This is a genomic window from Kitasatospora sp. NBC_00458, assembly GCF_036013975.1.
Lineage (GTDB): Bacteria > Actinomycetota > Actinomycetes > Streptomycetales > Streptomycetaceae > Kitasatospora.
Genome location: NZ_CP107904.1, coordinates 6,623,333 through 6,649,384 on the forward strand (window position 1 = coordinate 6,623,333; position 26,052 = coordinate 6,649,384).

The window sequence follows — 26,052 nt, forward strand, 5'->3', positions numbered from 1 at the left end:
CGGAGGCCCGCCCGGACGGGGGCCCGCTCAGACGGCGGCCTGCTCGGCCGCCCGGTCGGCCGCCGAGCCGTCCGGCTGGGCCGACAGGTAGGCACCGCCGCAGGCGGTCAGCCGCAGCGCGGTGTCGATCAGCGGGACGTGGCTGAACGCCTGCGGGAAGTTGCCGACCTGGCGCTTGAGCCGCGGGTCCCACTCCTCGGCGAGCAGCCCGAGGTCGTTGCGCAGCGAGAGCAGCCTGTCGAACAGCTCGCGTGCCTCCTGCACCCGGCCGATCATGGCGAGGTCGTCGGCCAGCCAGAACGAGCAGGCCAGGAAGGCGCCCTCGTGGCCGGAGAGGCCGTCGACGTTGTTGCCGTGGTCGTCGTGGGTCGGGTAGCGCAGCACGAAGCCGTCCTCGGTGGACAGCTCGCGCTGGATCGCCTCGATCGTCCCGATCACCCGCTTGTCGTCCGGGGGCAGGAAGCCGACCTGCGGGATCAGCAGCAGCGAGGCGTCCAGCTCCTTGCCGCCGTAGTACTGGGTGAAGGTGTTGCGGCCCGGGTCGTAGCCCTTGTCGCAGACGTCCCGGTGGATGGTGTCGCGCAGCTCCCGCCAGCGCTCCAGGTGGCCGTCGGAGGGCGCGTCCTCGGGGTTCTGCTCCAGCAGCTTGATGGTGCGGTCCACCGCCACCCAGGCCATCACCTTGGAGTGGACGAAGTGCCGGCGCGGGCCGCGGACCTCCCAGATGCCCTCGTCCGGCTCGGTCCAGTGGTCCTCCAGGTACTCGATCAGGCGCAGCTGGAGGTGGTGGGCGTGGTCGTTGCGGACCAGCCCGGTCATGTGGGCCAGGTGCAGCGCCTCGACGACCTCGCCGTAGACGTCCAGCTGCAGCTGGCCGGCCGCGCCGTTGCCGACCCGGACGGGCTGGGAGCCCTCGTAGCCGGGCAGCCAGTCGAGGGAGGACTCGGTGAGCTCGCGCTCGCCGGCGATGCCGTACATGATCTGCAGGTTCTCCGGGTCGCCGGCGACCGCGCGCAGCAGCCACTCGCGCCAGGCCTTGGCCTCGTCCCGGTACCCGGTGCGCAGCAGCGAGGAGAGGGTGATCGCGGCGTCCCGCAGCCAGGTGTAGCGGTAGTCCCAGTTCCGCTCGCCGCCGATGTCCTCGGGCAGCGAGGTGGTGGGGGCGGCCACGATGCCGCCGGTCGGGGCGTAGGTGAGCCCCTTGAGGGTGATCAGCGAGCGGACCACGGCCTCCCGGTAGGGGCCCTGGTAGGTGCACTGGCCGGCCCAGTCGTGCCAGAAGTCGGCGGTGGCCTCCAGCAGCTCCTCGGCGGCGGGCGCGGTGGGCGGCTCCAGGTGGGAGGCCTGCCAGGTGAGGGCGAAGGCGATCCGCTCGCCGGCCGCGACCGTGAAGTCGGCGTAGGTGGTGAGGTTGCGGCCGTAGGTGTCGGCCTCGCCGTCCAGCCAGACGGAGTCGGGACCGGCCACGGCGACCGTGCGGTGGCCGCCGTCGGGCTGCTCGACCCGGTGCACCCAGGGGACGACTCTGCCGTAGCTGAACCGCATCCGCACCGCCGAGCGCATCCGGACGGTGCCGGCCACGCCCTCGACGATCCGGATCATCTGGGGGACGGCGTCCTTGCCGGCCAGTGGGCGCGGCGGCATGAAGTCGATCACCCTGACGGTGCCGCCCTGGGCGTCCCACTCCTGCTCCAGGATCAGCGAGTCGCCCCGGTAGCGGCGGCGGTCGGCGGGCACCGCCGGGGCGGCGGCGGTGGGCGGCGGCACGCGCAGGTCACTGCTGTCGGTGAACCTGGGCGGTGCGGGGGCCGGTGCGGGGGCCGGGGCCGGTGCGGCGGCCGGGGAGGGCAGTCCGGTGGCCACCGCCTCCGCGGGGCCGATCCGCCAGAAGCCGTGTTCGTCGGTGCCGAGCAGGCCGGCGAACACCGCCGGCGAGTCGAACCGGGGGAGACAGAGCCAGTCCACGGCTCCGTCCCTGCTGACCAGGGCGGCGGTCTGCATGTCCCCGATGAGTGCGTAGTCCTCGATACGGCCGGCCACGTGGATCTCCAGTTCGCAATGTGGTCACGACGCATCGGCGATCAGAGGGGGAGCAGCGGTTCTGCGGAGCCGGAGGCCACCCCGGGACGTCCGGCCCTCCGCGGGGTGGTGGCGGGCCTTGCTGGAGTGTCCGCGAGGGCTCGGTCGAGCCTCTGGGTGGGGAGGAGCGGGAAATACGGGGAGGTCCGGTCGCGCATCGGGGACCGAGAGGCGTCCTGACCCTCCCACGCCCTCCGCGTGCTCGTGTTGTCGGCGATGCGTCCGTGCAGCTTACGACGGACGAAAGGGGCGAAGCACGCGGGCGCCGCCCGGTGTGGCGCCGCAATTCGGCGGAAATACCGCGCATCGTGGATGAGCCCGCCAGGATGGCCCGGAAGGATCAGCTCCGGATGACTCGAACAGAGGAGCCCCCGATGGCCCGGCCGAGCCGTCCGGAGTGGCCCGCCCGGGCCGGTGGTGCGACGGGTGTGACGGCTGCGCCCGGTGGTGCGCCGGTGGTGCGCCAGGCGTGCGCCCCCGGGGCGACCCCGGCGCCCGCCCGGCGGGCCGGAACGCGTCCGGCCCGGGTCACTGTTACCCTGGTATCCCGTGGACCGGTGGGATCAAACGCCCCGGACCAGCCGAACCGACGACCCCCGGGCGCCGTGCACACCGCACCGCCCCACTGTCGGCAGGCGAGCCGCGAGCCCTCCCACCACGTCACGTCCGACTCGCGACCCACGGGAGCCCCCTCTTGGCACAGCCCCATTCCGGCAAGGCATCGAACGGCCGCGCCGTGACGACCAAGCACCTCTTCGTCACCGGGGGTGTCGCCTCGTCGCTCGGCAAGGGCCTCACCGCCTCCAGCCTCGGTGCCCTGCTCAAGGCCCGTGGCCTGCGCGTCACGATGCAGAAGCTCGACCCGTACCTCAACGTGGACCCGGGCACCATGAACCCGTTCCAGCACGGTGAGGTCTTCGTCACCGACGACGGCGCCGAGACCGACCTCGACATCGGCCACTACGAGCGGTTCCTCGACACGAACCTGCACGGCTCGGCCAACGTCACCACCGGCCAGGTCTACTCCACCGTCATCGCCAAGGAGCGCCGCGGCGAGTACCTGGGCGACACCGTCCAGGTCATCCCGCACATCACCAACGAGATCAAGTCCCGGATCCGCCGCATGGCGACCGAGGACGTCGACGTGGTGATCACCGAGGTCGGCGGCACCGTCGGCGACATCGAGTCGCTGCCGTTCCTGGAGGCCGTCCGCCAGGTCCGCCACGAGGTCGGCCGGGACAACGTCTTCTTCGTCCACGTCTCCCTGCTCCCCTACATCGGCCCCTCGGGCGAGCTGAAGACCAAGCCGACCCAGCACTCGGTCGCGGCCCTGCGCAACATCGGCATCCAGCCCGACGCCATCGTGCTGCGCGCCGACCGCGAGGTCCCGCAGAGCATCAAGCGCAAGATCTCGCTGATGTGCGACGTCGACGAGGAGGCCGTGGTCGCCGCGATCGACGCCAAGTCGATCTACGACATCCCCAAGGTCCTGCACGGCGAGGGCCTCGACGCCTACGTGGTGCGCCGCCTCGACCTGCCGTTCCGCGACGTCGACTGGACCACCTGGGACGACCTGCTGCGCCGCGTCCACGAGCCGCAGCACATCGTCAAGGTCGCCCTGGTCGGCAAGTACATCGACCTGCCCGACGCCTACCTGTCGGTGACCGAGGCCCTGCGCGCCGGCGGCTTCGCCAACAACGCGCGGGTCGAGATCAAGTGGGTCACCTCCGACAACTGCGAGACGCCCGAGGGCGCCCAGGAGCAGCTCGGGGACGTCGACGCGATCTGCATCCCCGGCGGCTTCGGCGACCGCGGTGTGGACGGCAAGGTCGCCGCCATCACCTACGCCCGCGAGAACCGGATCCCGCTGCTCGGCCTCTGCCTGGGCCTGCAGTGCGTGGTCATCGAGGCGGCCCGCAACCTGGCCGGCCTGCCCGAGGCCAACTCCACCGAGTTCGACTCCGCCGCCAAGTACCCGGTCGTCTCCACCATGGCCGAGCAGCTGGCCATCGTGGACGGCAAGGGCGACCTGGGCGGCACCATGCGCCTCGGCCTCTACCCGGCCAAGCTCGCCGAGGGCTCCATCGTCCGTGAGGTCTACGGCGGCGAGCAGTACGTCGAGGAGCGCCACCGCCACCGCTACGAGGTCAACAACGCCTACCGGGCGGACCTGGAGAAGACCGGCCTGCAGTTCTCCGGCCTCTCCCCGAAGGGCGACCTCGTGGAGTACGTCGAGTACCCGCGCGAGGTGCACCCCTACCTGGTGGCCACCCAGGCCCACCCGGAGCTCAAGTCCCGCCCGACCCGCCCGCACCCGCTCTTCGCGGGCCTGGTGAAGGCCGCGATCGAGATCAAGACGGCCCCCGCGGCCGAGTAGGCACCCCGCGGCCGGGCACCCGGTCGTACCCGAGTGCCCGGCCGTGCGCCGGACGGCGGCCCCGCGATTCCCGCGGGGCCGCCGTTCGGCGTTAGATTGTGTCGTACTGACGAAAAGGGGAGACCGTGATGGACGACCGCAGCATCGCCGACGTCGCCGAGGAGTGGGAGATCCGGGGGAGCACCACCCCGTTCCAGGGCCGCGTGACCGGGGTGCGCACCGAGGAGGTCCGGATGCCCGACGGCAGCTGGGCCCGCCGCGACTACCAGACCCACCCCGGCTCGGTCGCCGTCCTCGCCCTGGACGACCGGCAGCGGGTCCTCGTCCTGCGCCAGTACCGCCACCCCGTCCGCCAGCGCCTCTGGGAGCTGCCGGCCGGCCTGCTCGACGTACCCGGCGAGAACCCGCTGCACGCCGCCCAGCGCGAGCTGTACGAGGAGGCGCACTGCAAGGCCGGCACCTGGCGGGTGCTGGTCGACTTCTACACCTCGCCCGGCGGGACCGACGAGGCGCTGCGCCTCTTCCTCGCCACCGACCTCGCCGAGGCCGACGGCGAGCGCTACGAGGCGCACGGCGAGGAGCTGGAGCTGGAGTCCGCCCGCGTCCCGGTCGACGAACTGGTCGGACTGATCCACGCGGGCGAGCTGCACAACCCCACCCTGATCACCGGCACCCTGGCGCTCTCCGCGGCCCTGCACGGCCCGGGCGGGCTGGACGGCCTGCGCCCGGCCGACTCGCCCTGGCCGGCCCGGCCGTTCCGGGGCTGAGGGGCGGTCCGACCGAGGGGGACCGGTGGGCCGACCGGCCGACCGGGGCGACCTTCGAGGGGGCCGGTGGGGCGGCCTCCGGGCCCGGTCGGACCCGGCCCGGTACGACGGGTTGATCCGCGGGGGTGATTTACCGGTTCGTACGACCGGATGTCACCTCGGTCGGGCCCGATCGTCGAACTACGCTTCGCAGACAGGGCGCCCGTCCCGGGCCTCCTCCGCTGAGCGCTGGGTGACGTCGGGAGTGGCACGGGTGGCGAGGAAGACGGCGACGATGGAGGCCGGGCCCGGCGCGCCCGCCGAACGCGTTCCCGGGCTGGACCGGCTGCCCGCCGGGCCCGCCCTGTTCGTCGGGCGGCGCGCCGAGCTGGCCGCGCTGCGGGCCGCGGCCGCCCGCCCGGCCGAGGGCCGCAGCCCCGTCCTGGTGGTGGCCGGCCGTCCGGGCTCCGGGCGGACCGCGCTGGCCGTCCGGTTCGCCGTCACCGTCGCCGCCGACTACCCCGACGGCGTGCTGTTCGCGCGCCTCTCCGCGCCCGACGGCGGCCGGGTGCCGCCCGCCCGGGCCGCCCGCCGTCTGCTGGAGCAGCTCGGTGCGGAGTCCGTCGGCGTTCCGCTGCCCGGGGCCGCCGAGGACGGCCGGGACGAGCCCGGCTGCGTCGCGCTGCGTGCGGCACTGGCCGGCCGGCGCGTCCTGCTGCTGCTCGACGACGTCCGGGACGCCGGCCAGCTCTGGCCGCTGCTCGCCGACGAACCCGGCTGCCTCGTGCTGGCCACCACCGCCGGGCCGCTCACCGGGATCGAGGACATCGACCCCGTGATCCTCGGCGGGCTCGACCGCTCGGCGGCCGGCGAGCTGCTGGGCGACCTGGTCGGCGGGACCAGGATCAGCTGCGACCCGGTCGGCGGGGCCGATCTGGCGGAGGCCTGCGGCTCGCGGCCGGCGGCGCTGCGGCTGATGGCCGGGTGGCTGCGGGGCAACCCGAAGCTGGCCGTGACGGACGCGGCGAAGGAGTTGGTGCGGGCGGTCGCGGAGGCGGACGCGCGGGAGACGGCGCCGGGGGAGGCGCGGGGCGAGAAGCGGGGAGAAGCGCGGGGAGAAGCGCGGGGGGAGACGAAGGCGGGGGCGGCGGGGCAGCCGGGGGGCAAGGGGGCCGCTGGGGTCGGTGGGGTCGGTGGGTCGGTGGGCGGGTCGGCGGGCGGGTCGGGCGCCGGGGTGACCGGTGGGTCGGACCCGAAGGCCGGGGTGAAGCAGCCCAAGGCGTCGAAGGGAGCCGGGCGGGCGGCGGGACCGGGCGGTGGCGGGGCGGAGAAGCAGGTAGGAGCAGGAGCAGGAGGTCGGGGAGGGGCCGGAGCCGGGCCCGCTGCCGCCGCTCCCGCAGCCGGACCAGCCGCCGGACCAGCCACCGGAGCGGAGGCCCCGGCGGACCCCGGGGCGGCGGCGGAGGGGACGGACCCGGCCCGGGATCCGGCGGCCTGGGTGAAGCCCGGGCCGGAGCCCGCCGAACCCGTCCCCGTGCCGGACAACGACCCGCTGATCGGCGCGTTCACCCTGACCTACGCGGCACTGCCCGCCGCCCAGGCCCGGATGCTGCGCGCGCTCACCCTGGCACCCGCCCAGTCCGCGGACCCGCGCACCGCCTCCGCCCTGGTCGGCTGCCCCGCACCGGACGCCGCGGCGACACTGGCCGCGCTCGCCGAGCGGGAGCTGCTGACCGAGGAGGCCCCGGCCGCCGACGGCACCGCCCGCTACCGGGTGCCCGGCCGGCTGTACCCGCGGCTGGTCCGGCTGCGGGAGCGGGAGGACCGTCCGGCCGAGGTCGAGCTCGCCCGCGCCCGGCTGCTGGAGCGGCTGGTCCGCCTCACCGACTCGGCCCGGGCGCTGCTCGACCCGACCGGGGGCACCGGCCCCGACCCGCTGCCCGGCCCGCTGCGGCTGAGGTCCGCCGCCCACGCCCGGCAGTGGCTGCTCGACGAGCGCGACCTGCTGCTCGGCGCCGTCGCCGACGCCATCGGCCAGGGTGACCTGGACGGTTCGGCGGGGCGGCTGGTCACCGCGCTGCTGCGGGCGCTCCCGCTCACCGGCGAGGCCGCCCCCGCCGACCTCCACCAGCTGCACGAGCTGGTGCTGACCGTGGCCGAGCGGCACGGCCGCCCCCGCCGGGCCTCGGCCGCGCTGCTCAACCTGGGCGACCTCCAGGCCGCCGCCGGGCGCTGGGAGCAGGCCGCCGGGCACTACCGGGCCGCCCTGGAGCACGCCCGTACCGCCGACGACGAGGCGCTCTGTGCCCGGGCGCTGGAGGGCGCGGCCGGTTGTCACCGGGCGCTCGGGGACCCGGTGCGCGCCGCCGACTGGTACGGCCGCGCCCTGGGAGTCCGGCAGTCCATGGGGGACCAGGCCGCCGAGGCCAGGCTGCTCGCCAGGATGGCCGAGGCGCACACCGCCCAGCGGCGTTTCGACGAGGCCGACCGGGAGTACCGGGCCTCGCTCTCGGTGCTCCGCCGGCTCGGCGACGAGCAGGGCCGGGAAGCCGTCGGCACCGCCCTCGCGGAGCTGCGGGAACGACTCGTCGACGGGTGGTAGCGGGCGCTTCCGGAGTATTGTCGAAGATGCCTGGTTGGCGTGGCTTTGGCAGGAAGATCACCTGGGAAGCCTACGAACCTGCCAATGTGTCCGGCAGATTTATTCACTTTGGAAGGCTGACACGTCGCCTGGGCTTCATTACACTCGAACCTAGTCGCGCAGAGATCTGTGCCCCGGTGTCGTCCGGAGGCTTCCCCACGTGCGCGTCGCCCGCCGGTCTTCTCCGGTAGGGACCCCCATGGCAAGAGGACGTGTTTAGCCGTGAAGGTCGGCATCCCCCGCGAGGTCAAGAACCACGAGTACCGCGTGGCCATCACGCCCGCCGGCGTGCATGAGCTCGTCCGCAACGGACACGAGGTCTACATCGAGGACAACGCCGGTCTCGGCTCCTCGATCCCGAACGAGGAGTACGTGGCCGCCGGCGCCACCATCCTCCCCACCGCCGACGAGGTGTGGGCCACCGCCGACCTGCTGCTGAAGGTCAAGGAGCCCATCGCGGAGGAGTACCACCGCCTGCGCAAGGGCCAGACGGTCTTCACCTACCTCCACCTCGCGGCCGACCGCGCCGGCACCGACGCGCTGGTCGCCTCCGGCACCACCGCCATCGCGTACGAGACCGTGCAGCTCGCCAACGGCGCCCTGCCGCTGCTCGCCCCGATGTCCGAGGTCGCGGGCCGGCTGGCCCCGCAGGTCGGCTCGTACCACCTGATGCGCCCGGCCGGCGGCCGCGGCACCCTCCCCGGCGGCGTCCCCGGCACCCACCCTGCCAAGGCCGTCGTCATCGGTGGCGGCGTCTCCGGCTGGCACGCGGCCACCATCGCCATCGGCATGGGCTACGAGGTGACCCTGCTCGACCGCGACATCAACAAGCTGCGCGAGGCGGACAAGGTCTTCGGCACGAAGATCAAGGCCATCATGTCCAACTCCTTCGAGCTGGAGAAGGCCGTGCTGGAGGCCGACCTGGTCATCGGCGCCGTGCTGATCCCGGGCGCCAAGGCCCCGAAGCTCGTCACCAACGAGCTGGTCTCCCGTATGAAGCCGGGCTCCGTGCTCGTCGACATCGCCATCGACCAGGGCGGCTGCTTCGAGGACTCGCACGCGACCACCCACGCCGAGCCGACCTTCCAGGTCCACGACTCGGTCTTCTACTGCGTGGCCAACATGCCGGGCGCCGTCCCGAACACCTCCACCTACGCGCTGACCAACGCGACGCTGCCGTACGTCGTCGAGCTGGCCAACCGCGGTTGGAAGGAGGCGCTGCGCCGCGACGCCGCGCTGGCCAAGGGCCTGAACGTGCACGAGGGCCAGATCACCTTCGGCGCCGTCGCCGAGGCCTTCGGCCTGGAGTCCGTCTCCCTGGAGTCCGTGCTCGCCTGAGGCCGAGCATCCGGCCTCTCTGAACGGGCCGCCGCCCGCACGGCGGCCCGTCGGCCCCCGACCCGCTCCCCTCGGGCCGGGGGCTTCGCCGTGCCCGCGTACGGCCGGGGCCGCGAGGCCGGTGCGGGGCGGCTGTGGGGGCGAGTGCGGGGTGGGGCGGGCGTGGGGCGGGCGTGGGGCGGGCGTGGGGCCGGTGCGGGGGTGGCGTGCGGACGGCGTGTCGGCGGGGTGTCGGCCGCGTGCGGGCAGGGCGCCCGTCGGGGCCGTGGCGGGGACGCGGTCCGGCACGGGGCGGGAGGGTGGACGGACGTCCGGCCGGGCGGGCCCGCGAGCCCGTCGGCGGGGCGTCGGCGGCCCCGTGAACGAGGGGTGAACCCGGTGGTGACGGAGGGGGTGGCGCGGGCGGGTCGCTCTGTCGTCAATTTCCATCGGTCGCGTCACCCGACCGCAGAAACGTTAGGGTCAAGGGCTCGCGCATCCCTTGACAGAGGGTCGCCTGATAGTCGACACATCCTGCCCACTACCGTGGATTGTGTTGCTGCGAACGCCTTGAACGGCCTAGAGTCGCAAACCGTCGGCATGCTGCCACGCTGACGAATCGACATAGAGTCCTGGATGCCCAAGGAGGTAAGACGACTTGTGAATGAGTCGACATTTGCTCCCGGGGGTGGTCAGCCAGGACTGGCGGAGCACACCGCCGGCCAGCCGCGTGAGGAGTCCGGGGCCCGGCAGGCCACCGTGGGCTCGGCCGAGGTCGGCTCGGTCGCACTCCGTACCTTCGAAGCACGCCAGAACACAGCACAGGTGACCACGGTGACCGACTACGACGCCGAACTGCCGGCCCACGGCCTGGCCTACGGCGAGTTCGCCTACGGCGCCTACGACGACCCCGACGCCGAGTACGAGCCGGACCCGGAGTACGCGGCCACGCTGGCCCCCGACGCCGCGCGCCAGCGGCGCGAGCGGGTCGGCCCGACCGGGCGTCCGCTGCCGTACTTCCCGATCCCCGCCCCGGTGGCCGAGCACGGCCCCGCGCAGATCATCGCGATGTGCAACCAGAAGGGCGGCGTCGGCAAGACCACGTCGACCATCAACCTGGGCGCGGCGCTCGCCGAGTACGGCCGCCGCGTGCTGCTCGTCGACTTCGACCCGCAGGGCGCCCTCTCGGTCGGCCTCGGCGTCAACCCGATGGAGCTCGACGTCACCGTCTACAACCTGCTCATGGAGCGGGGGCTGACGGCCGATGAGGTGCTGCTGAAGACCGCGGTGCCCGGCATGGACCTGCTGCCGTCCAACATCGACCTCTCCGCGGCCGAGGTGCAGCTCGTCAGCGAGGTGGCCCGGGAGTCCGCGCTGGCGCGCGCCCTGAAGCCGCTGCTGCCCGACTACGACTACGTCATCATCGACTGCCAGCCCTCGCTGGGTCTGCTGACGGTCAATGCGTTGACGGCCGCTCACAGCGTGATCGTCCCGCTGGAGTGCGAGTTCTTCGCGCTGCGCGGTGTCGCGCTGCTCACCGAGACCATCGAGAAGGTCTGCGAGCGGCTCAACCCCGAGCTCCGTCTGGACGGCATCCTCGCCACCATGTACGACTCGCGCACCGTGCACAGCCGTGAGGTGCTGGCGCGCGTCGTCGAGGCGTTCGGCGAGCACGTCTTCCACACCGTCATCGGGCGGACCGTGCGCTTCCCGGAGACCACCGTCGCCGGCGAGCCGATCACGACGTACGCGACCAACTCGGTCGGTGCCGCCGCCTACCGCCAGCTCGCCAGGGAGGTGCTCGACCGGTGCCGCCCCGCCGAGTGAGTCTCCCGGGTGCCGACGAGCTGTTCCGGACCACGGGCGGGATGGCGCTGTCGCCGTCCCTCGCGTCGCGTTCGGCCGCCGAGGCGCCCCGACCGGAGACCGCCCGGGCGGTCAACGGCGCCGGTGACGCGGACGGTGCCGATGGTGCCGAGGGCGTCGGCGCCGCGGAGTACGCCGCGGACGGTGCCGAGGCCGGCACCGCCGCGGGCGCCGGCACGGCCGGAGAGCCGGGCGACCACCGGCGGCAGGCCCGCCGGACGGCCGGTGCGGCGGGGACGGCGGCGGTGCCCGCGCCCGCGCAGCCGGGCGGGCAGGGCGGCGCCGGGCAGGGTGTCGGCGGCAACGCCGGTGCTTCCGGTGGCGTCGGTGGTGTCGGTGGTGTCGGTGCACAGGGTGTCGGTGGGGCGGGTGCCGGAGGCGCCGCCGGGCAGGGCGGCCGGGCCGCCGCGCCGGGGCCGCGCCAGCACGCCGGTGCGGTCGAGGAACAGACGGGCGCCGCCGGGCGGCCCCGTCCGCGAAGCCGTGCCCCGCGGCGCCCCAGCGGGCGCGAGCGGCACGACGAGAAGATCACCGTGTACGTGTCCGCCGAGGAGCTGATGGACCTGGAGCACACCAGGCTGGTGCTGCGGGGCGAGCACGGCCTGGCGGTGGACCGCGGCCGGATCGTCCGGGAGGCCATCGCGGTCGTGCTGGCGGACCTGGAGCAGCGGGGCGAGGCCAGCATCCTGGTGCGGCGGCTGCGCGGGCGCTGAGGCCCGCCGGGGCGTGCCGGGGCCCGGGGGCCTTGGGCGCCTGCGCCTGCCGAGCCGCCGGGGCTGCCGAGGCTGCCGGGGCCCCGATGAGGCCCGCCGACGAGGTCCGCCGATGCCGATGAGGCCCCCGATGCGGGCCGGTCGCCGCTGGGGCCCGCCGATGCTTCGCCGATGTGCGGCCGTTCTCCGTGTGCTTCCGTTGTTTCCGTTGTTCCGTTGCCTCGGTCGTTCCGGTGTTTCCGGTGTTCCGGTTCTTCCGATCGCTCCCGGGTGTTCCCGTCGGTGGGACGGCCGGGTGCGATGTGCCGGGGAGGGGCGGGCTCCGGGTCGGTCGAGGGCCGGGTTCGAGGGCCGGTTCGAGGGCCGGTGACGGCTTTGACGGGTGTCGGAGGTCACTGAAGGTCACCTAGGGGTGCTGAGGCGCCTGCGGGCGGCGCGGCGGCCCCGGGGCGCCGGGCGGCACGCCGCGGGCCGTCTGGAGGGCCTGCCCGGGCTCGTGGGGCGTCCTCCGGGGCCGGCCCGGCCCCCGCGGCGCGGTCGTGGGGCCTGCGGTGCCGGTGGAGGCCCGCACGGCGTGTCGGCGGCCCCGGGACGGACCGGGCGGCGGCACCGGGTGAAGATGGATCGCCATGCCGAGTACGCCCGAACCCCCTGCCGCCGCCGGGACCGCCCGATCGGTCGAGTCGGCCGCCCCGCCGGTCGCACGGCCGGACGCGCAGCCCGGCGCACAGCCGGACGGCGGCGGCGACGGGCCCCGGGGCGGCTTCCGGGTCCGCCTGGACAACTTCGAGGGTCCGTTCGACCTGCTGCTGAGCCTGATCGCCAAGCACAGGATGGACGTCACCGAGGTGGCGCTGGCGACGGTCACCGACGACTTCATGGCACACATCCGGGCCATGGGGCCGGACTGGGACCTGGACGCCGCGACGGAGTTCCTGGTGGTCGCCGCCACCCTGCTCGACCTCAAGGCGGCCCGGCTGCTCCCGGCGGCCGAGGTCGAGGACGAGGAGGACCTCGCCCTGCTGGAGGCCCGCGACCTGCTCTTCGCCCGGTTGCTGCAGTACCGGGCCTACAAGCGGGCGGCGGCGCTGTTCGGCGAGCGCTGGGCCGCGGAGCTGCTCCGCCGGCCCCGGAGCGTCGGCCTGGAACCGCGGTACGCGCAGCTGCTGCCCGAGGTCGTGATCGGCATCGGAACGGAGCGGTTCGCCCGGCTGGCGGCCCGGGCGATGGTCCCGAAGCCGAAGCCGGTGGTCTACGTCGACCACATCCACACGCCGCCGGTCAGCGTGCGCGAGCAGGCCGGGCTGGTCGTCGGGCTGCTGGCCGAACTGGGCGAGGCGACGTTCCAGCGGCTGGTCGCCGATGCGCCGGACGACATGGTCGTCGTCGCGCGGTTCCTGGCGTTGCTGGAGCTGTACCGGGAGCGGGTGCTCGCGTTCGAGCAGCAGGAGGCGCTCGGGGAGCTGGTCGTGCGGTGGGTGGCCGAGGCGGACCGGGGGGTGGTCGAGGTGACGGACGAGTTCGACCGGCCGGCGGGCGACGAGCGGGTGGAAGGGGAGCGGGCGGGAGGGGAGCGGGCCGAGGGGGCGCCCGCGGACGGGGCGCGGGCGGGCGGCGCGCGGGCGGACGAGGGGCCCGGGGGCGGGCGGAGCGGACGGAGAGAGCGGCGAGAGGAGGGCCGGCGATGACGGTTGGGGCCGGCGGTGGACGGCGGGTGCCCCGGCGCCCGCTGGGTGTGCCGGGACAGCCGCGGGCCGAGGAGTGGCTGGAGCCCGCGCCCGGGGTGCTGGCGGAGCCTGCCGCCGGGGCGGCGTCCGGGATCGTGCCCGGAGCGGTCGTCGGGGCGCAGGCCGGGTCGGTGGACGGGGCGCAGGCCGGGTCGCCGGCCTGGTCGGTGGACGGCGGGGGTGACGCGGCGGGCGTGGGTTCGGTGGGCGTTGTGGGCGTTGTGGACGCCGAGCCCGTGGTCGTGCACCAGAAGTCGGCTCCGTCGACTTCCGGTGCGGCCGAGGACCCTGCGGCCGAGGCGTCGCTGCCGTCGCCGCTGTCGTCGTCGCCGTCGGGGCGGCCGGATCCGGACGGACCTGGCTTGCGGGCGGAGCTGGAGGCGATCCTGATGATCGTCGACGAACCCGTCGGCGAGGCCCACCTGGCGTCCGTGCTGGAACGGCCGAGGCCGGAGGTGGCGGCGGCGCTGCGCGAGCTGTCCGCCGAGTACACCGCGCAGGGGCGGGGCTTCGACCTGCGGCTGGTGGCCGGCGGCTGGCGGTTCTACAGCCGGGCCGTGTGCGCACCGGCCGTCGACCGCTTCGTCCTCGACGGCCAGCAGGCCCGGCTGACGCAGGCCGCGCTGGAGACGCTGGCGGTGGTCGCCTACCGGCAGCCGGTGTCCAGATCGAGGGTCTCAGCCGTCCGCGGTGTGAACTGTGACGGCGTGATGCGTACCCTGGTACAGCGAGGACTGGTGGAAGAGGCCGGATCCGAGCCCGAAACAGGTGCGATCCTGTATCGGACGACGAACTACTTCCTGGAACGGATGGGGCTCCGCGGCCTGGACGAGCTGCCGGAGCTTGCTCCCTTCCTGCCCGAGGTCGACGACGTGGAAGCGGAGTCCCTGGAGGGCACGATGATCGCGGAGGCGGTCGCCGCCGCTGCCGTGCAGGCCGCGGACGGCAGTGGCGAGGCCGGTCGGGCTGCGCCTGATCGGTAGGGGGCGGTGAGGTCGGCCGAAACGACCGCACATCCCAGACGGTAACGACGTACGGACACTTTGATGCGTAGCAGTGGCAACGGCAGGAACAGCAGCGGCGGCGGCAGCGGTCGCGGCGGACAGGGCGGGGGCCGGGGCGGCTCCTACGGGGGCGGCTCCGGCCGTAGCGGGTCCGACTCGCGCGGCGGCGGTTCGTACGGCGGCGGTGGCGGTTCGTACGGCGGTGGCTCGGGCTCCTCGCGCGGTGGTTCGTACGGCGGCTCCGGTGGCGGCGCGGGCTCCTCTCGGGGTGGTTCGTACGGCGGCTCCGGCGGTGGCTCGGGTGCCCCGCGCGGCGGCGGTTCGTACGGCGGCGGCGCGGGCTCCTCGCGGGGCGGTTCGTACGGCGGCTCCGGCGGCGGCTCCGGTGCCCCGCGCGGCGGCGGCCCCTCGCGCGGTGGTGCGGGCTCCTCGCGCGGCGGTTCGTACGGCTCCGGCTCCGGCTCGTACGGGCGGGACGACCGCCGTGACGGCCGTCGGGACGACCGCAGGGACGACCGGCGTGACGACCGCCGCTTCCCCGACCGGCCGCTGCGGCCGGAGGAGCGGAAGTACGACCGCCCCGAGTTCGGCGGCGGCCCCAACGCGACCCCGGCCCGCGGCGGCTTCACCGGGCGCCGGCCGAACCCGGCCCCGCGTCCGCGTCGCGAGGGGCAGGGCGCCCCGGGTGACCCGCGCCGCCAGCCGCAGCGCTCGCGCGAGCTGCAGGCCCGGATCGAGGACGCGGTGCTCGCCCGGCACGACAAGCCGGCCGTCAAGCTGCCCAAGACCTTCGGCGAGCCCGAGGGCGAGCGGCTGCAGAAGGTGCTGGCCCGGGCCGGCATCGGCAGCCGGCGCGCCTGCGAGGAGCTGATCGAGCAGGGCCGGGTCGAGGTCAACGGCAAGCGGGTCACCGAGCAGGGCAAGCGGGTCGACGCGGAGAAGGACGAGATCAAGGTGGACGGCCTGACCGTCGCCACCCAGTCGTTCCTGTTCTTCGCGCTGAACAAGCCGGCCGGCGTGGTCTCCACCATGGAGGACCCGGACGGGCGGCAGTGCCTCGGCGACTACGTGACCAACCGGGAGACCCGGCTGTTCCACGTCGGCCGCCTGGACACCGAGACCGAGGGCATCATCCTGCTCACCAACCACGGCGAGCTGGCCCACCGTCTCACCCACCCCCGGTACGGCGTGACCAAGACCTACCTGGCCGCCATCCAGGGGCCGATCCCGCGCGACCTGGGCAAGAAGCTGGCGCAGGGCATCGAGCTGGAGGACGGGTTCGCCCGCGCCGACAGCTTCAAGGTGATCTCCAACGTCGGCAAGAACTACCTGGTCGAGGTGACCCTGCACGAGGGTCGCAAGCACATCGTCCGCCGGATGCTGTCGGAGGCCGGGTTCCCGGTCGAGAAGCTGGTCCGCACCCACTTCGGCCCGATCGCCCTGGGCGACCAGAAGTCCGGCTGGCTGCGTCGCCTGACCAACCCCGAGGTGGGTCAGCTGATGCGTGAGGTCGGTCTGTAGACCGGTCGGTATATTCGACGGACTTCCTGTAGACCGGTCTACATAATCGAGCGGATTCCATGGAGACCGGTCTGCATATTCGAGTGTTTCGTGAGGGCCTCCCCGCCGAGTGGCGGGGAGGCCCTCACGCCGTTCGGCGGGTCCTGCTGTGAAGCGGGCCGCATAGCCGGGTGATCGCCTTGTCAGCGTCATGATCCGTGGCTGAAGATTGCCACCTGTCCACGACCCGCCGGGTGGCGGGACTGCGCCACCGGCGCGGGGTGAGAGGCGAACGGGGAGCGACGCCGTGTCCGATGCACCACTCAGCGCTCTGGGGCTGGCCGCGCCCGACGGACGGGTCTACGCGGCGCTGGTGGCCAATCCGCAGTCGACGGCGGAGGACCTCGCCGCCGTCTGCGACCTGAGCCTCCAGCAGAGCGTCCGCGCGCTCGACCGGCTGGCGCAGCAGGGCATGGCCACCCGGGCCCCGGTGGACCGGCACCGCTTCCTGCCGGTCGCCCCCGACGTCGCGATCGGCACCCTGATCGGCCACCGCGAATCCGAACTGCGCCACGCCCGGGCCGAGATGCACCGGCTGATGGACGCCTTCCGGGAGGCCTCCAGGTACACCGACCCGGCCCACTCGGTCGAGGTGCTGACCGGCGGCGAGGCCATCGCGCAGCGGCTGGAGCACATCACCGAGACCAGCCAGTACCAGGTCCGGGGGTTCGACTGCCCGCCGTACATCCAGGACCCGGTGGCCAACATCCCTCTGCAGCGGCAGCGGATGAAGGAGGGCCTGCGGTTCCGGACCATCTACGACCGGGAGGCCGTGGCCTGGCCCGGACGGTTGGAGAAGAACATCCTGGTCGGGGTCGCGGACGGCGAGGAGGCACGGGTCAGGCCGGTGCTGCCGATGAAGATGATCATGTCGGACGACCGGATGGCGATCATCCCGATCAGCGTGGGCGACAGCGTCCTCGACGCCGCCTACGTCATCCACCCCTCGGCGCTGCTCCAGGCGCTGGACACGCTCTTCGAGGCGGAGTGGGAGCGGGCCGTCCAGTTGCAGGCGGCGATCGGCGCCACCGAGGAGACACCGGAGCCGGAGGCCGACCACCGCAAGCTGCTCGGGCTGCTGGCGGCCGGCCTCACCGACGAGTCCATCGCCCGGTCGCTCGGCTGGAGCGCCCGGACCACCCAGCGCCGCCTGCAGAGCCTGATGCGCGAGCTGGGCGCCACCACCCGCTTCCAGGCCGGCATGGCGGCCCGGGAGCGGGGGTGGCTCTGACCTGGCCGGACCCGCTCTGACCCGCCCGGACCCGCTCTGACCGGTCCGGGCCCGCTCTGACCGATCCGGGTCGGGCGGGGAGCCGCCGGGGAGCCGGCCGACGGCTCGGGGAAGCGGCTCAGGGCGGCTCGGGGAGGCGGCTCGTGGAGGCGGCGCCCGGCGTCAGCTCCAGGGGGTGAGGCCCGACCAGCGGCCGTCCGGACCGCGTTCGACCTTCTCCAGGCCGACCACCGCGGTCCGGTTCAGCCGGCCGTAGATGTGCGGGAACAGCACACCGGGGGTGGCTCCCTCCGGCGGTGTGCCGTTCGGGGCCTCCCACTTGACCATCGGTTCCACCAACGACTCCTCGATCAGCAGCACCATCAGCGGTTCGCGGGCGTCGGCGTAGAAGGTGTTGGCCACGGCGAGCACCGTCTGCTCGTCCGCCGAGCAGTGGATGAACCCGTCGGTGAGCAGCGAGGCGGTGGCGTACGGCCGGCCCGGGTCGGCCAGCCAGTCGTCCAGGGGAGCGAGGTGCAGGATCATGTTCCTGTTGTACCTGAGCGGACGTCACGACGGCGGTTCGCGCGGGGCGGCCGGGTCGTGCGCGGACGGGTGGTGGAAGCCGGGGGCGGGGCGGGGACGGCGGGCGGCGGTGTCACAGGCCGGCCACCTTCGCGGAGGCGGAGATCTCGTACACCAGCGTGACGGTCCGGCGCGCGCCCGGGCCGAGCGGGACGTCCCAGCGGACGATGCCCTCGGAGTCGAAGGCGTCGGGCGCCGGCGAGCACTCCTCCTTGCGCAGCCGCACCTCCACCGCCGACACCTCGGAGACCGGCACCCGTTCGCGCACCGCGACCAGCTGCTCGTCCCGCTCCTCGGGCCCGGAGAACCGGGAGAGGTACAGCCGGACCGTGCGGGTGGTGACCGAGCGCTGGGCGAGGCCGGAGGTGGACTGGCGCTCCTCCGTCTCGCGGACCACCCGGTAGCCGTCCGTGCTGCCGAACGACAGCTCGGCGTCGGCCCCCGCCGCGGTGAACGGCAGCTCGCCGCGCCCGGTGAAGCCGCTGCCGCGGACCAGCTCGACCGGCCCCGCGAGCAGCACGTGCCCGGCCGCGTTGCGGAACCGGACCACCTGGGTGACCAGCGGTGACAGCTCCGGCGCGCACGCGTACTCACTGCGCGCCGGCCCGGTGAAGGTGCCCAGCGGGACCCGGTGCGCGCGGCCGTCGGACGGCACGGTGGCCGGCGCCGGAGCGGACAGTACGCGCACCTCGCCGCCGTCGTCGACGCCCGGAACCGCCTCGGACGGGCCGAGCACGGAGACCTCCTCCTCGCGCAGTTCGACCTCGACGGTGCGCCGCTCCTCGGTGGTGCGCTCGCGCAGCGCCAGCAGGTCCTCGCCGAGCGCGGGCGGTTCGGTGGCCAGCGCCGAGCGGGCGGTCGAGAAGGTGAGCCGGGCACCGGTCCAGTCCTCGCCGGTGCGCTGCCAGACCACCGCCTCCGACTCCAGCCGGAGCTCGCCGTCGGCCAGGGTGGCCCGGTAGGAGGGCCGCCAGAGTGCGCACGGCACCAGGTGGCTCACGGTCAGCCGGGCGGGCCCGGCGCTCACGGCCTCCACGGTGAGGTCGAGGTGGGCGACCAGCTCGGCCGGCTCCTCCTCGGACCGGTCGAGGGCGATGAGCGCCTGGGAGCGCTGCTCCTCCTGTTCGCGCAGCCGGGACCGGGCGGCCCGGAGCTCCTCGCCGTACCGCTCGCGTTCGGTGTCCACCCGGGTCAGTTCGCGGGCCCAGCGGGTGCGCTCGACCTCGCCGGCGCCGGCGCCCTCGCCGACCTCGCGCCGCAGGTCGGCGGAGAGCTGGGACAGCAGGGCCAGCCGCGCCCCCAGCCGTTCGAGCAGCCGCTGGTCCTCGCGGGTCCGCTCGTCCAGCCGGTGCAGGCGGTGGCGCAGCGCGGAGTCGCCCGGGCCGGGCGGCAGCGGTGCGCGCGGGGTCCAGGCGCGCACGATGCGGGCGTCCAGGACGCGGACGCCCGGCGTGTCCGACTCGGCGCGCAGGGTGCGGTCGACGGCGAGGGCCGTGAGCGGGCCGAGGCGCAGTCGCCGGACGCCGGGGCCGAGGTCGAGCGTGACGGTGCGTTCGACCTGGCTGCGGTCCTCCAGGCAGGTGACGGCGGTGACGGGGAGCGGGTGGACGGTGTCGGCACCGGTACCGGCACTGGCACCGGTGTCGGTGCCGGTGGGGACGGTGGGGGTGCCGGGGGGAGTGAGGCCGCCGGGGTGGGGGGCGGGGGTGCTCGGGAGGGGGGTGTCGGTCATCGCGTTCAGTTCCTCCGGTTTCCGCCGACGATGGCCTTTCCGGCCGGGATTCTGATCTGGTAGCCGCCGTCGAGCTCGGCCCGGCCGCCCGGGGGGAGCTCGACCCGCCACAGCCGGCTGCTGGGCGGGCACTCCGGCGAGGGGACGGCCGGTGCGCGCCAGTCGGCGCGCTCCTCGATCCGGATCTCGGCGTCTGAGCTGACCGGCACCCGTTCGCGGACCTCGACGGTGACCGCGCGGCCCAGCCGGTTGGCCAGTTCGACGTGGACCCGGTGGTCGAGCACGGTGCTGTTGTTCAGCATGCCCGCGGTGGACTCGCGAAGCTCGGTGCGGCGCGTCACCTCGACGGACTCGGCCACACCGATACCGAGTCGGCGCACACCGCCGGGCGCGAGCGTGGGCAGGGCCGCGGTGAGCAGGAACTCGTCGTCGACGGTCACCTCGACCGGCCCGGCGAGCACCGCCCGATCGGTCGGGTTGGAGACGACCAGCGTGGCGTAGACCTTCTCCTCGACGGAGGGGACGGTCACGTACTCGGGCCGGACGGACACCGGGATCTCGTCGATCGTGACGGTGTGCCAGGTTGCGTCGGAGGGGATGTCGGCGGGCGCGGCGGCGTCGAAGCGGTGGTCGAAGGATCCGGCCGAGACGCGCGGCGGCACGGCGTGCAGGGGCAGCGGCAGCCGGTCGATGCCCGCGGCGCGGCCGACGAAGGCAGGCCGGCCGCCGGGGCGCTCGGCGGACCGCTGCAGGGTGCCGCGCTCCCCGGACGAGGAGTCCGGTCCGAGCAGGACGAGCATCGGGTAGTCCAGCAGCCGGGAGTCGGGGACCGGCGGCCCGGCGGGCCTGCCGGGGCCGTCGAAGCCGCCCTCGGCGCCCGCGCCGACGGCCGAGTCGAGCCGCACCTGGACGTCGTCGCCGACCTCCAGGCCCTCCGGCGCGGCGGCCCGTCTGCGGGCCGCCCGGCCCGGCCGGGGGGCGGGGGCGGCACCGGGCGGCGGTCCGCCGTAGCCGGCGAAGCCGCGGGAGGACGCGGCGAGGCGCGGTTCGCCCTGGTCCGCGAGGAGGCCGCCGGCCTGGTACCCGCCGGGAGCGGCGGGCATGGGCGGCGGCAGGGGCGGGGCGATGCTCGGGCTGACCGGGGCGGCGAGGCTCGGCGGCGGTGCGGCGGCCTTGCCGGCGATCAGGGCGCCCGGCCGGTCCGGCACGGGGCGCGGGCCGGCCGCGTCGTAGCCGGTGAACAGGTCGGACAGCCCGGCCGGGGGCTCGCGCCAGCCGGAGGGCGGCGGGGCGGGCTGGCTGCGGCCGATCCGCAGCGAGCGCAGTTTGGGCAGGTCGGTGCGCCGGTCCAGGTCGGCGGTGGAGAGGGCGAGGCGGACGCCGGTCCAGTCCTCGCCCGTCAGCTGGGCGACGGAGGCGCGCAGGACGAGCCGGCCGGTGTCGGCGCCCTGCGCGTACGACAGCCGGTAGGAGGGCACCCAGCGGGCGGTCCGGACGGTGTACTCCAGCTCGATGTCCAGCGTCGGGGTGGGGGTCGCGACGGGGCCGGGGCCGTCGCCGTCGCCGTCGCTGTTCGGGGTGTCGGAGGCCGGGGAGTGGGCGGCCGGGGTGTCGGAGGCCGGGGTGCCGGACGTGTCCGTGGGCGGAGCGGCGAGGGTGAGCAGGACGGTCGCGGAGGTCTCGACATGGCGGGACGGACCGGCGGTGGAGGCGCGGTCCAGCCGGTCGGCGAGCAACTGGGACTCGTGCTGGGCGAGTTCGAGGTCGCGGGTGAGCTCCTCGGCGCGCCGGTGGAGCCCGGTGAGGCGTTCGTCGACGAACTCGGCCAGCTCCAGCCAGGCCTCGGCGGGCGTCCGGCGGAGCGGCTCGCCGGGGTGCTGATTCGGCGGTACGGCACGCAGCGCGACGGTCTCGGCGATGGCGGCGAGGACCAGTCGGTGGCGCTCCACGAGGGACTGCTCGTGCTCCCGGGCCGCGTCCAACTTCTGCCGCAGCTCGGGGAGTTCGGTGGCCTCGCGAAGCTCGGCGACTGCTTCGAGACGCGCCTCGGTGACGGCGGTGCCGGCCGGTCCGGCGAGCACCCGGGCCCGCAGCGAGCGGCCTTCCAGGGCCATCGGCAGCCCGGTCAGCCGGAGCCGCCCACCCGGCGGCACGGCCACCCGGGCCCGGCGGCGGCAGACCGCGCCGACGGCGTGGACGACGACCGAATCCAGCACGGAGGGGACACCGGGGACGGAGGGGATGCCGGGGACTGCGGGGGAGGCCTCGGGCGGCACGGAGGTGTCGGCCGGGCCGGTGGTGGGGGCGGGGGGTTCCGGGCGTTCGCCGGGGCCCCCGTCGTTCGGTCGATGCTGGTCGCTGCTGTGCTGATCGTTCACCCGGCCAACCCTTCGTCTCGTCCCGCTCGTACCGCGCGTACCGCTCATGCTGCTCTTACGGTTCGTGCCGCTCGTGCCGCCCGTACGGCTCGTGCCGTTCGTGTTGTCGGCGCCGATCGCGCCGAGCCGTCCCCGGGCGGCCCATCCTGCCGTGCGTCGGCGCCGCCGTCCCCGGATTTCGCCGCGTGCGGTGTGCGGGCGCCGTCGCGTGCGATCCATGGCGCGGGCCCGGGGACGGGCGCTTCCGCGTGAGTCGTGAGTGGGGACGGACGGGAGGGCCGCACGGTTGCGGTGCGGTGTCCACAGGGGCGGTGGGGATACGAGAGGATGGTGTGGACGTGTCCGACCGGTTCGGTTCCGGGCCGGCTGCACGGCCCGTACGGCCCGTGCGGCCGAACGGGCCGTGCAGCCGTACGGCCCCGTGCAGGTCCGCCGGTTCCGTTGTCCCGCTCGCCAGTTCGTTCCGTGAGGAGAGCCACCCCGCCATGCGTACAGTCGCCGTCGTCGGTACCGGACTCATCGGCACCTCCGCCGCTCTCGCCCTCACCGGGCGGGGTCTGACCGTCCATCTGGAGGACGCCGACCCGGACGCCGCCCGCACCGCCGAATCGCTGGGCGCGGGCATCACCGAACCGGCCGACGGCCCGGTCGACCTGGCGATCATCGCCGTCCCGCCCGCGCTGGTCGGCAAGGTGCTCGCCGACTGCCAGAGCCGGGGCCTGGCCCGCTGCTACACCGACGTCGCGAGCGTCAAGGCCGGGCCGCGCGCCGACATCACCGCGCTCGGCTGCGACACCGTCCACTACATCGGCAGCCACCCGATGGCCGGGCGCGAACGGTCCGGGCCGCTGGCCGCCCGCGCCGACCTGTTCGAGGGCCGGCCGTGGGTCCTCACCCCCACCCCGGACACCGACACCGAGACGCTCAACGCCGTCCTCGAACTGGTCGCGCTCTGCGGGGCCATGCCGATCGTCATGGAAGCCGCGGCGCACGACCGCGCGGTCGCGCTGGTCTCGCACGCCCCCCAGCTGTTCTCCTCGCTGGTCGCCGCCCGGCTGGAGCACGCCGACGAGACGGCCATAAGGCTCTCCGGCCAGGGCGTCCGGGACGTCACCCGGATCGCCGCCTCCAACCCCGGGATGTGGGTGGACATCCTCTCCGCCAACGCCGGCGCGGTCGCCGACGTGCTGGAGGAGCTGGCCACCGACCTCGGTGAGGCGGTCGGCGCGCTGCGCGCCCTCCAGGCCGTCGAGGAGCCCCGGCGGCGGGACGGCGCCGCCGGGATCGAGGCGGTCATGCGGCGCGGCAACACCGGCCAGGCCCGGATCCCCGGCAAGCACGGTGCGCCGCCCACCCGGTACGAGACGGTCGCCGTCGTCCTGGGCGACCAGCCGGGGGAGCTGGGCCGGCTCTTCGGCGAGGTCGGCGCGGCGGGCGTCAACATCGAGGACGTGGACATCGAGCACTCGACCGGCCAGCAGGTGGGCTTCGTCCAGCTGTCGGTGGCGCCGGGGGCGGTGCGGCCGCTGACGGCGGCGCTGCGGGCCAGCGGCTGGAGCGTGCGGGACTGAGGCGGGTGCGGGTGCGGGGCTGAGGCAGGGGCCCGGGGCGGGCGCCGGTGGTGGGCCGTCCCGCCGCCGACACCGCCGGACGGTGCCGGGGCGCCGCTCCGGGTGGAGTGCACGGCTGCCCGGCGCGCGCTGCCCGAACCTTCCCGGCCGGGTCGGGGCGGCGGACGGGCGGCGGTTCCGGCGGACGGGCGAGCGGGTGGGCGGCCAGACGGGGGAGCGGGCGGTGGAGGCGTCGGCGGGGCACGGGCCGTACGGACGAACGGAGGGTGGTGCGATGGGAACGGCGGGTGCGGTGGTCGTGGCCGGCGGGCCGACGTCCGCCTGGGCGCTGCGCCGGGCGGCCGCGCGGCTGCGCACCGACCTGCGGGCGTCCGGACGCGGTGGCGAGGCTCTGCCGGGCGCCGTACCGCTGTTGGTCGGCATGCTGCGGTCGTCCCGAGGGCGGACCCGCCGGGCGGCGCTGGGGATGCTCGCGGAACTCGCGGAGCATCCGGCCGCCTACTGGCAGCCGATCGATGAGCTGGGCGGACCGGCCGTCCTGGCGCCCGTGGTGCCCGAAGCCGTCCGGCTCGCCGGGGACGCGGACCGGCAGGTGCGGTCGTCGGTGCTGCCGGTGCTGAAGTGGCTCGGAGCCGGCGATGCGGCGGTGCTCGCCGCGTTGCGCACCCGGGCCGAGCGCGAACCGGACCCGGAGGTGCTGGCGGGGCAGCTGACGGTGCTGGTGGCGCTGATACCCGTGGCCGGGGTGGTGCCCGGCGGGGAGGCGTCCGGTGGGGAGGCGTCCGGCGGGGCCGGTGCCGACGGGGAGGACGAGGAGAACGGGAAGGACGGGAAGGACGGCTGGTACGCGTGGTTCGCGCGGTGGCTCGGCCACCCGCGACCCATGGTGCGACTTGCGGCGCTGGCCGGCCGGCTCAAGCTCCGGCCCGGGACGGACGCCGCGGGCCTGGGCGCCCTTGCGTCGGCGGCGCTCGCCGATACGGAGGACCTCGGCTGGCCGGCGGTCGGCCTGTTCCACGGCATGAACGCCGAAGCACTGGCCGGACGGCCGGACGAGAGCCGGGTCCTGGCGGACGCGCTGCTGCGGACGGGGGCGAGCGGACGCCAGTCGGCGGGGCAGCGGGCCGCCTGGGCCCTGGACCAGGCGGCCCGGGCGGTCGCCGACCGCCGGACCGACACCACCGACCTGTACGCGCTGGCCGCACGGCACCTCGACCACCCCGGCTGGCAGGTCCGCGAGCGCGCCGCGCGGCTGCTCACCGATGCCGGTTCGGACGCGGCCCCGTACGCGGACCTGCTCGCGCACCGGCTGCTCGTGCTCCTCCCGACGTACCAGGGGAGAGCGGAGGCCGTCGCCCTGGACCACCTCGGCGACCCGCGGGTGCTGACCTACCTGCGCCACCGCATCAGCGGCTCCGACTACGACGCGGTGCTCGGCCGCCTCGCCGGCTCCCACCCCGGCGAGGCCGCCACCCTGCTGCCCCGGATCAGCGCCGCGCTCAAGCAGGAGGGCGGCGCACGGGCGGGCGCCCTGGAGGCACTGGCCGCCTGGGGACCGCCCGCGGCACCCGTCGTGCCGGTACTCGTCGGGCTCCTGCGGAGCGGGGAGGCCCGCCGGGCCGCCGCAGCGCTCGGCGCGATCGGCCCCGCGGCGGAACGGGCCGCGCCGCGGCTGCGCGAGCTGGTCCACGCCGCCGGATCGCCCGGCGGCGGCGCGCAGACCCTCCACGGCCCGCGCACCCGGCCCTGGCACGGCACCCAGACGGCCGCCTGGGCCCTTTGGCGGGTCACCGGCGACCACCGGACGGCGCTGGAGGTGCTCGGTGCCGCCGTCGAGGCGGGCCCCGGCCACCCGCACCTGCCGTACCTGGCCGACCTCGGCCCGTCGGCGGTCCGGCACGCCGACGCCGTCCGGGCCCTGCTGGACTCCCCCGGGGAGTGGACCCGGGTCGAGGCCGCGCACGCCTGGTGGCGGCTGACCGGCGAGCCCGGCCCGGCCGTCGACGTGCTGGTCGGCGAGCTGACCGGCGAGCGGGCGGCGGCGCGGCGGGCGAGGGCGGAACGGGCGGCGGCGCGGGTGGCAGGGGAGACGGGGATGGCGCCGGTGGCGTGGGAGCAGGGCGACGAGCTGTCGGCGGTGCTGCGCCACCTCACCGCGATCGGCCGCCCGGCCGGTGCCGCGGTGCCCGTGCTGGAGGCGTACCTGGGGGGTCACCGGCGGATGCTGGGCGGCGTCGAGCTGACACCCCGGCGGGACGAGCGGCTGACGGCGGCAGCGAAGGCGGCGCTGGTGGCCGTCAGGGGCGGCTGAGGCTCCCGGCGGGGGCGGGTTCTGCGTGGGGCGGGGCGGGGCGAGGGCGGGTCGCGGGGAGGGGCGGGACGGGGACGGAGTGGCCGTGGGCCGGTGGGGACGGCGGGCCGTCCGGGGGTGGGCGGCGTGAGGCCGGGACGGCGGGGCGGCCGGTCGGGCGCCGTCCGGGGGCGGTGCGCGGGCGGGTCCGGCCCGTCCGGATACGGGGCCCGGTACCGACTGGGGCGGGGTCGGG

16 protein-coding genes are annotated in these 26,052 nt (G+C 75.2%); 12 read left to right on the plus strand and 4 right to left on the minus strand.

All coding sequences use genetic code 11. The features are described from left to right. Window positions 1-27: 27 nt before the first annotated feature. Window positions 28-2,040 carry a glycoside hydrolase family 15 protein gene (locus OG550_RS27740; RefSeq protein WP_442906082.1) on the minus strand — a complete coding sequence of 671 codons (2,013 nt, stop codon included), beginning with the start codon at window positions 2,038-2,040 and terminating at the stop codon, window positions 28-30. Window positions 2,041-2,815: 775 nt separating this feature from the next. On the opposite strand from OG550_RS27740, the gene OG550_RS27750 reads away from it, so the two are divergent. The 10 genes from OG550_RS27750 (at window position 2,816) to OG550_RS27795 (ending at window position 17,261) form a co-directional block, all read left to right on the plus strand. Continuing rightward, window positions 2,816-4,456 (plus strand): CTP synthase, encoded by a 1,641-nt coding sequence (locus OG550_RS27750; protein ID WP_327682032.1) that lies wholly within the window; start codon window positions 2,816-2,818, stop codon window positions 4,454-4,456. A gap of 128 nt (window positions 4,457-4,584) precedes the next feature. Next, entirely contained in the window at window positions 4,585-5,223 is a 639-nt protein-coding gene (locus OG550_RS27755; protein ID WP_327682034.1) for an NUDIX hydrolase, read from the plus strand. Window positions 5,224-5,476: 253 nt separating this feature from the next. Further along, on the plus strand, window positions 5,477-7,804 hold the full coding sequence (locus OG550_RS27760) for an AAA family ATPase (RefSeq protein WP_327682036.1): 2,328 nt from the start codon (window positions 5,477-5,479) through the stop codon (window positions 7,802-7,804). 261 nt (window positions 7,805-8,065) lie between these two features. After that, the gene (ald, locus tag OG550_RS27765; RefSeq protein WP_327682038.1) at window positions 8,066-9,181 is read left to right on the plus strand and encodes an alanine dehydrogenase; all 1,116 of its coding nucleotides are present in this window, start codon (window positions 8,066-8,068) and stop codon (window positions 9,179-9,181) included. Between the two features lie 738 nt (window positions 9,182-9,919). Beyond that, window positions 9,920-10,987 (plus strand): ParA family protein, encoded by a 1,068-nt coding sequence (locus OG550_RS27770; RefSeq protein ID WP_442906183.1) that lies wholly within the window; start codon window positions 9,920-9,922, stop codon window positions 10,985-10,987. Then, entirely contained in the window at window positions 10,984-11,739 is a 756-nt protein-coding gene (locus OG550_RS27775) for a hypothetical protein (protein ID WP_327682041.1), read from the plus strand. The genes OG550_RS27770 and OG550_RS27775 overlap by 4 nt, the downstream gene beginning before the upstream one ends. A gap of 629 nt (window positions 11,740-12,368) precedes the next feature. Next, on the plus strand, window positions 12,369-13,427 hold the full coding sequence (locus OG550_RS27780) for a segregation and condensation protein A (protein ID WP_327682043.1): 1,059 nt from the start codon (window positions 12,369-12,371) through the stop codon (window positions 13,425-13,427). A gap of 428 nt (window positions 13,428-13,855) precedes the next feature. Next, window positions 13,856-14,449 (plus strand): SMC-Scp complex subunit ScpB, encoded by a 594-nt coding sequence (gene scpB, locus OG550_RS27785; RefSeq protein ID WP_442906184.1) that lies wholly within the window; start codon window positions 13,856-13,858, stop codon window positions 14,447-14,449. 63 nt (window positions 14,450-14,512) lie between these two features. Next, window positions 14,513-15,991, plus strand: a complete 1,479-nt coding sequence (locus tag OG550_RS27790; protein ID WP_327682045.1) for a pseudouridine synthase — start codon at window positions 14,513-14,515, stop codon at window positions 15,989-15,991. A gap of 286 nt (window positions 15,992-16,277) precedes the next feature. Further along, complete coding sequence (locus tag OG550_RS27795) at window positions 16,278-17,261, plus strand: helix-turn-helix domain-containing protein (RefSeq protein WP_327682047.1); 984 nt, start codon at window positions 16,278-16,280, stop codon at window positions 17,259-17,261. Window positions 17,262-17,423: 162 nt separating this feature from the next. On the opposite strand, the gene OG550_RS27800 is transcribed toward OG550_RS27795, so the two are convergent. From OG550_RS27800 to OG550_RS27810, 3 genes are all read right to left on the minus strand, one after another. Continuing rightward, window positions 17,424-17,786, minus strand: coding sequence for a DUF952 domain-containing protein (locus tag OG550_RS27800; RefSeq protein WP_327682049.1), 363 nt, complete (start codon window positions 17,784-17,786; stop codon window positions 17,424-17,426). Window positions 17,787-17,898: 112 nt separating this feature from the next. Beyond that, a complete protein-coding gene (locus OG550_RS27805) occupies window positions 17,899-19,557 on the minus strand; it encodes a mucoidy inhibitor MuiA family protein (protein ID WP_327682051.1) in 1,659 nt (552 codons plus the stop codon). 5 nt (window positions 19,558-19,562) lie between these two features. After that, entirely contained in the window at window positions 19,563-21,935 is a 2,373-nt protein-coding gene (locus tag OG550_RS27810) for a DUF4139 domain-containing protein (RefSeq protein ID WP_327682052.1), read from the minus strand. A 485-nt stretch (window positions 21,936-22,420) separates the two neighbouring features. Here OG550_RS27810 and OG550_RS27815 point away from each other — a divergent pair, with 485 nt between their 5' ends. Further along, on the plus strand, window positions 22,421-23,506 hold the full coding sequence (locus OG550_RS27815) for a prephenate dehydrogenase (protein ID WP_327682053.1): 1,086 nt from the start codon (window positions 22,421-22,423) through the stop codon (window positions 23,504-23,506). A 274-nt stretch (window positions 23,507-23,780) separates the two neighbouring features. Next, window positions 23,781-25,817, plus strand: a complete 2,037-nt coding sequence (locus tag OG550_RS27820; RefSeq protein ID WP_327682055.1) for a hypothetical protein — start codon at window positions 23,781-23,783, stop codon at window positions 25,815-25,817. Window positions 25,818-26,052 lie beyond the last annotated feature (235 nt).

Coding starts and splice junctions, on each gene's coding strand:
- OG550_RS27805 (WP_327682051.1), bottom strand. CDS start 19,557: ATGACCGACACCCCCCTCCCGAGCACCCCCGCCCCCCACCCCGGCGGC.
- OG550_RS27790 (WP_327682045.1), top strand. CDS start 14,513: ATGCGTAGCAGTGGCAACGGCAGGAACAGCAGCGGCGGCGGCAGCGGT.
- OG550_RS27780 (WP_327682043.1), top strand. CDS start 12,369: ATGCCGAGTACGCCCGAACCCCCTGCCGCCGCCGGGACCGCCCGATCG.
- OG550_RS27800 (WP_327682049.1), bottom strand. CDS start 17,786: ATGATCCTGCACCTCGCTCCCCTGGACGACTGGCTGGCCGACCCGGGC.
- OG550_RS27815 (WP_327682053.1), top strand. CDS start 22,421: ATGCGTACAGTCGCCGTCGTCGGTACCGGACTCATCGGCACCTCCGCC.
- scpB (WP_442906184.1), top strand. CDS start 13,856: ATGATCGTCGACGAACCCGTCGGCGAGGCCCACCTGGCGTCCGTGCTG.
- OG550_RS27820 (WP_327682055.1), top strand. CDS start 23,781: ATGGGAACGGCGGGTGCGGTGGTCGTGGCCGGCGGGCCGACGTCCGCC.
- OG550_RS27755 (WP_327682034.1), top strand. CDS start 4,585: ATGGACGACCGCAGCATCGCCGACGTCGCCGAGGAGTGGGAGATCCGG.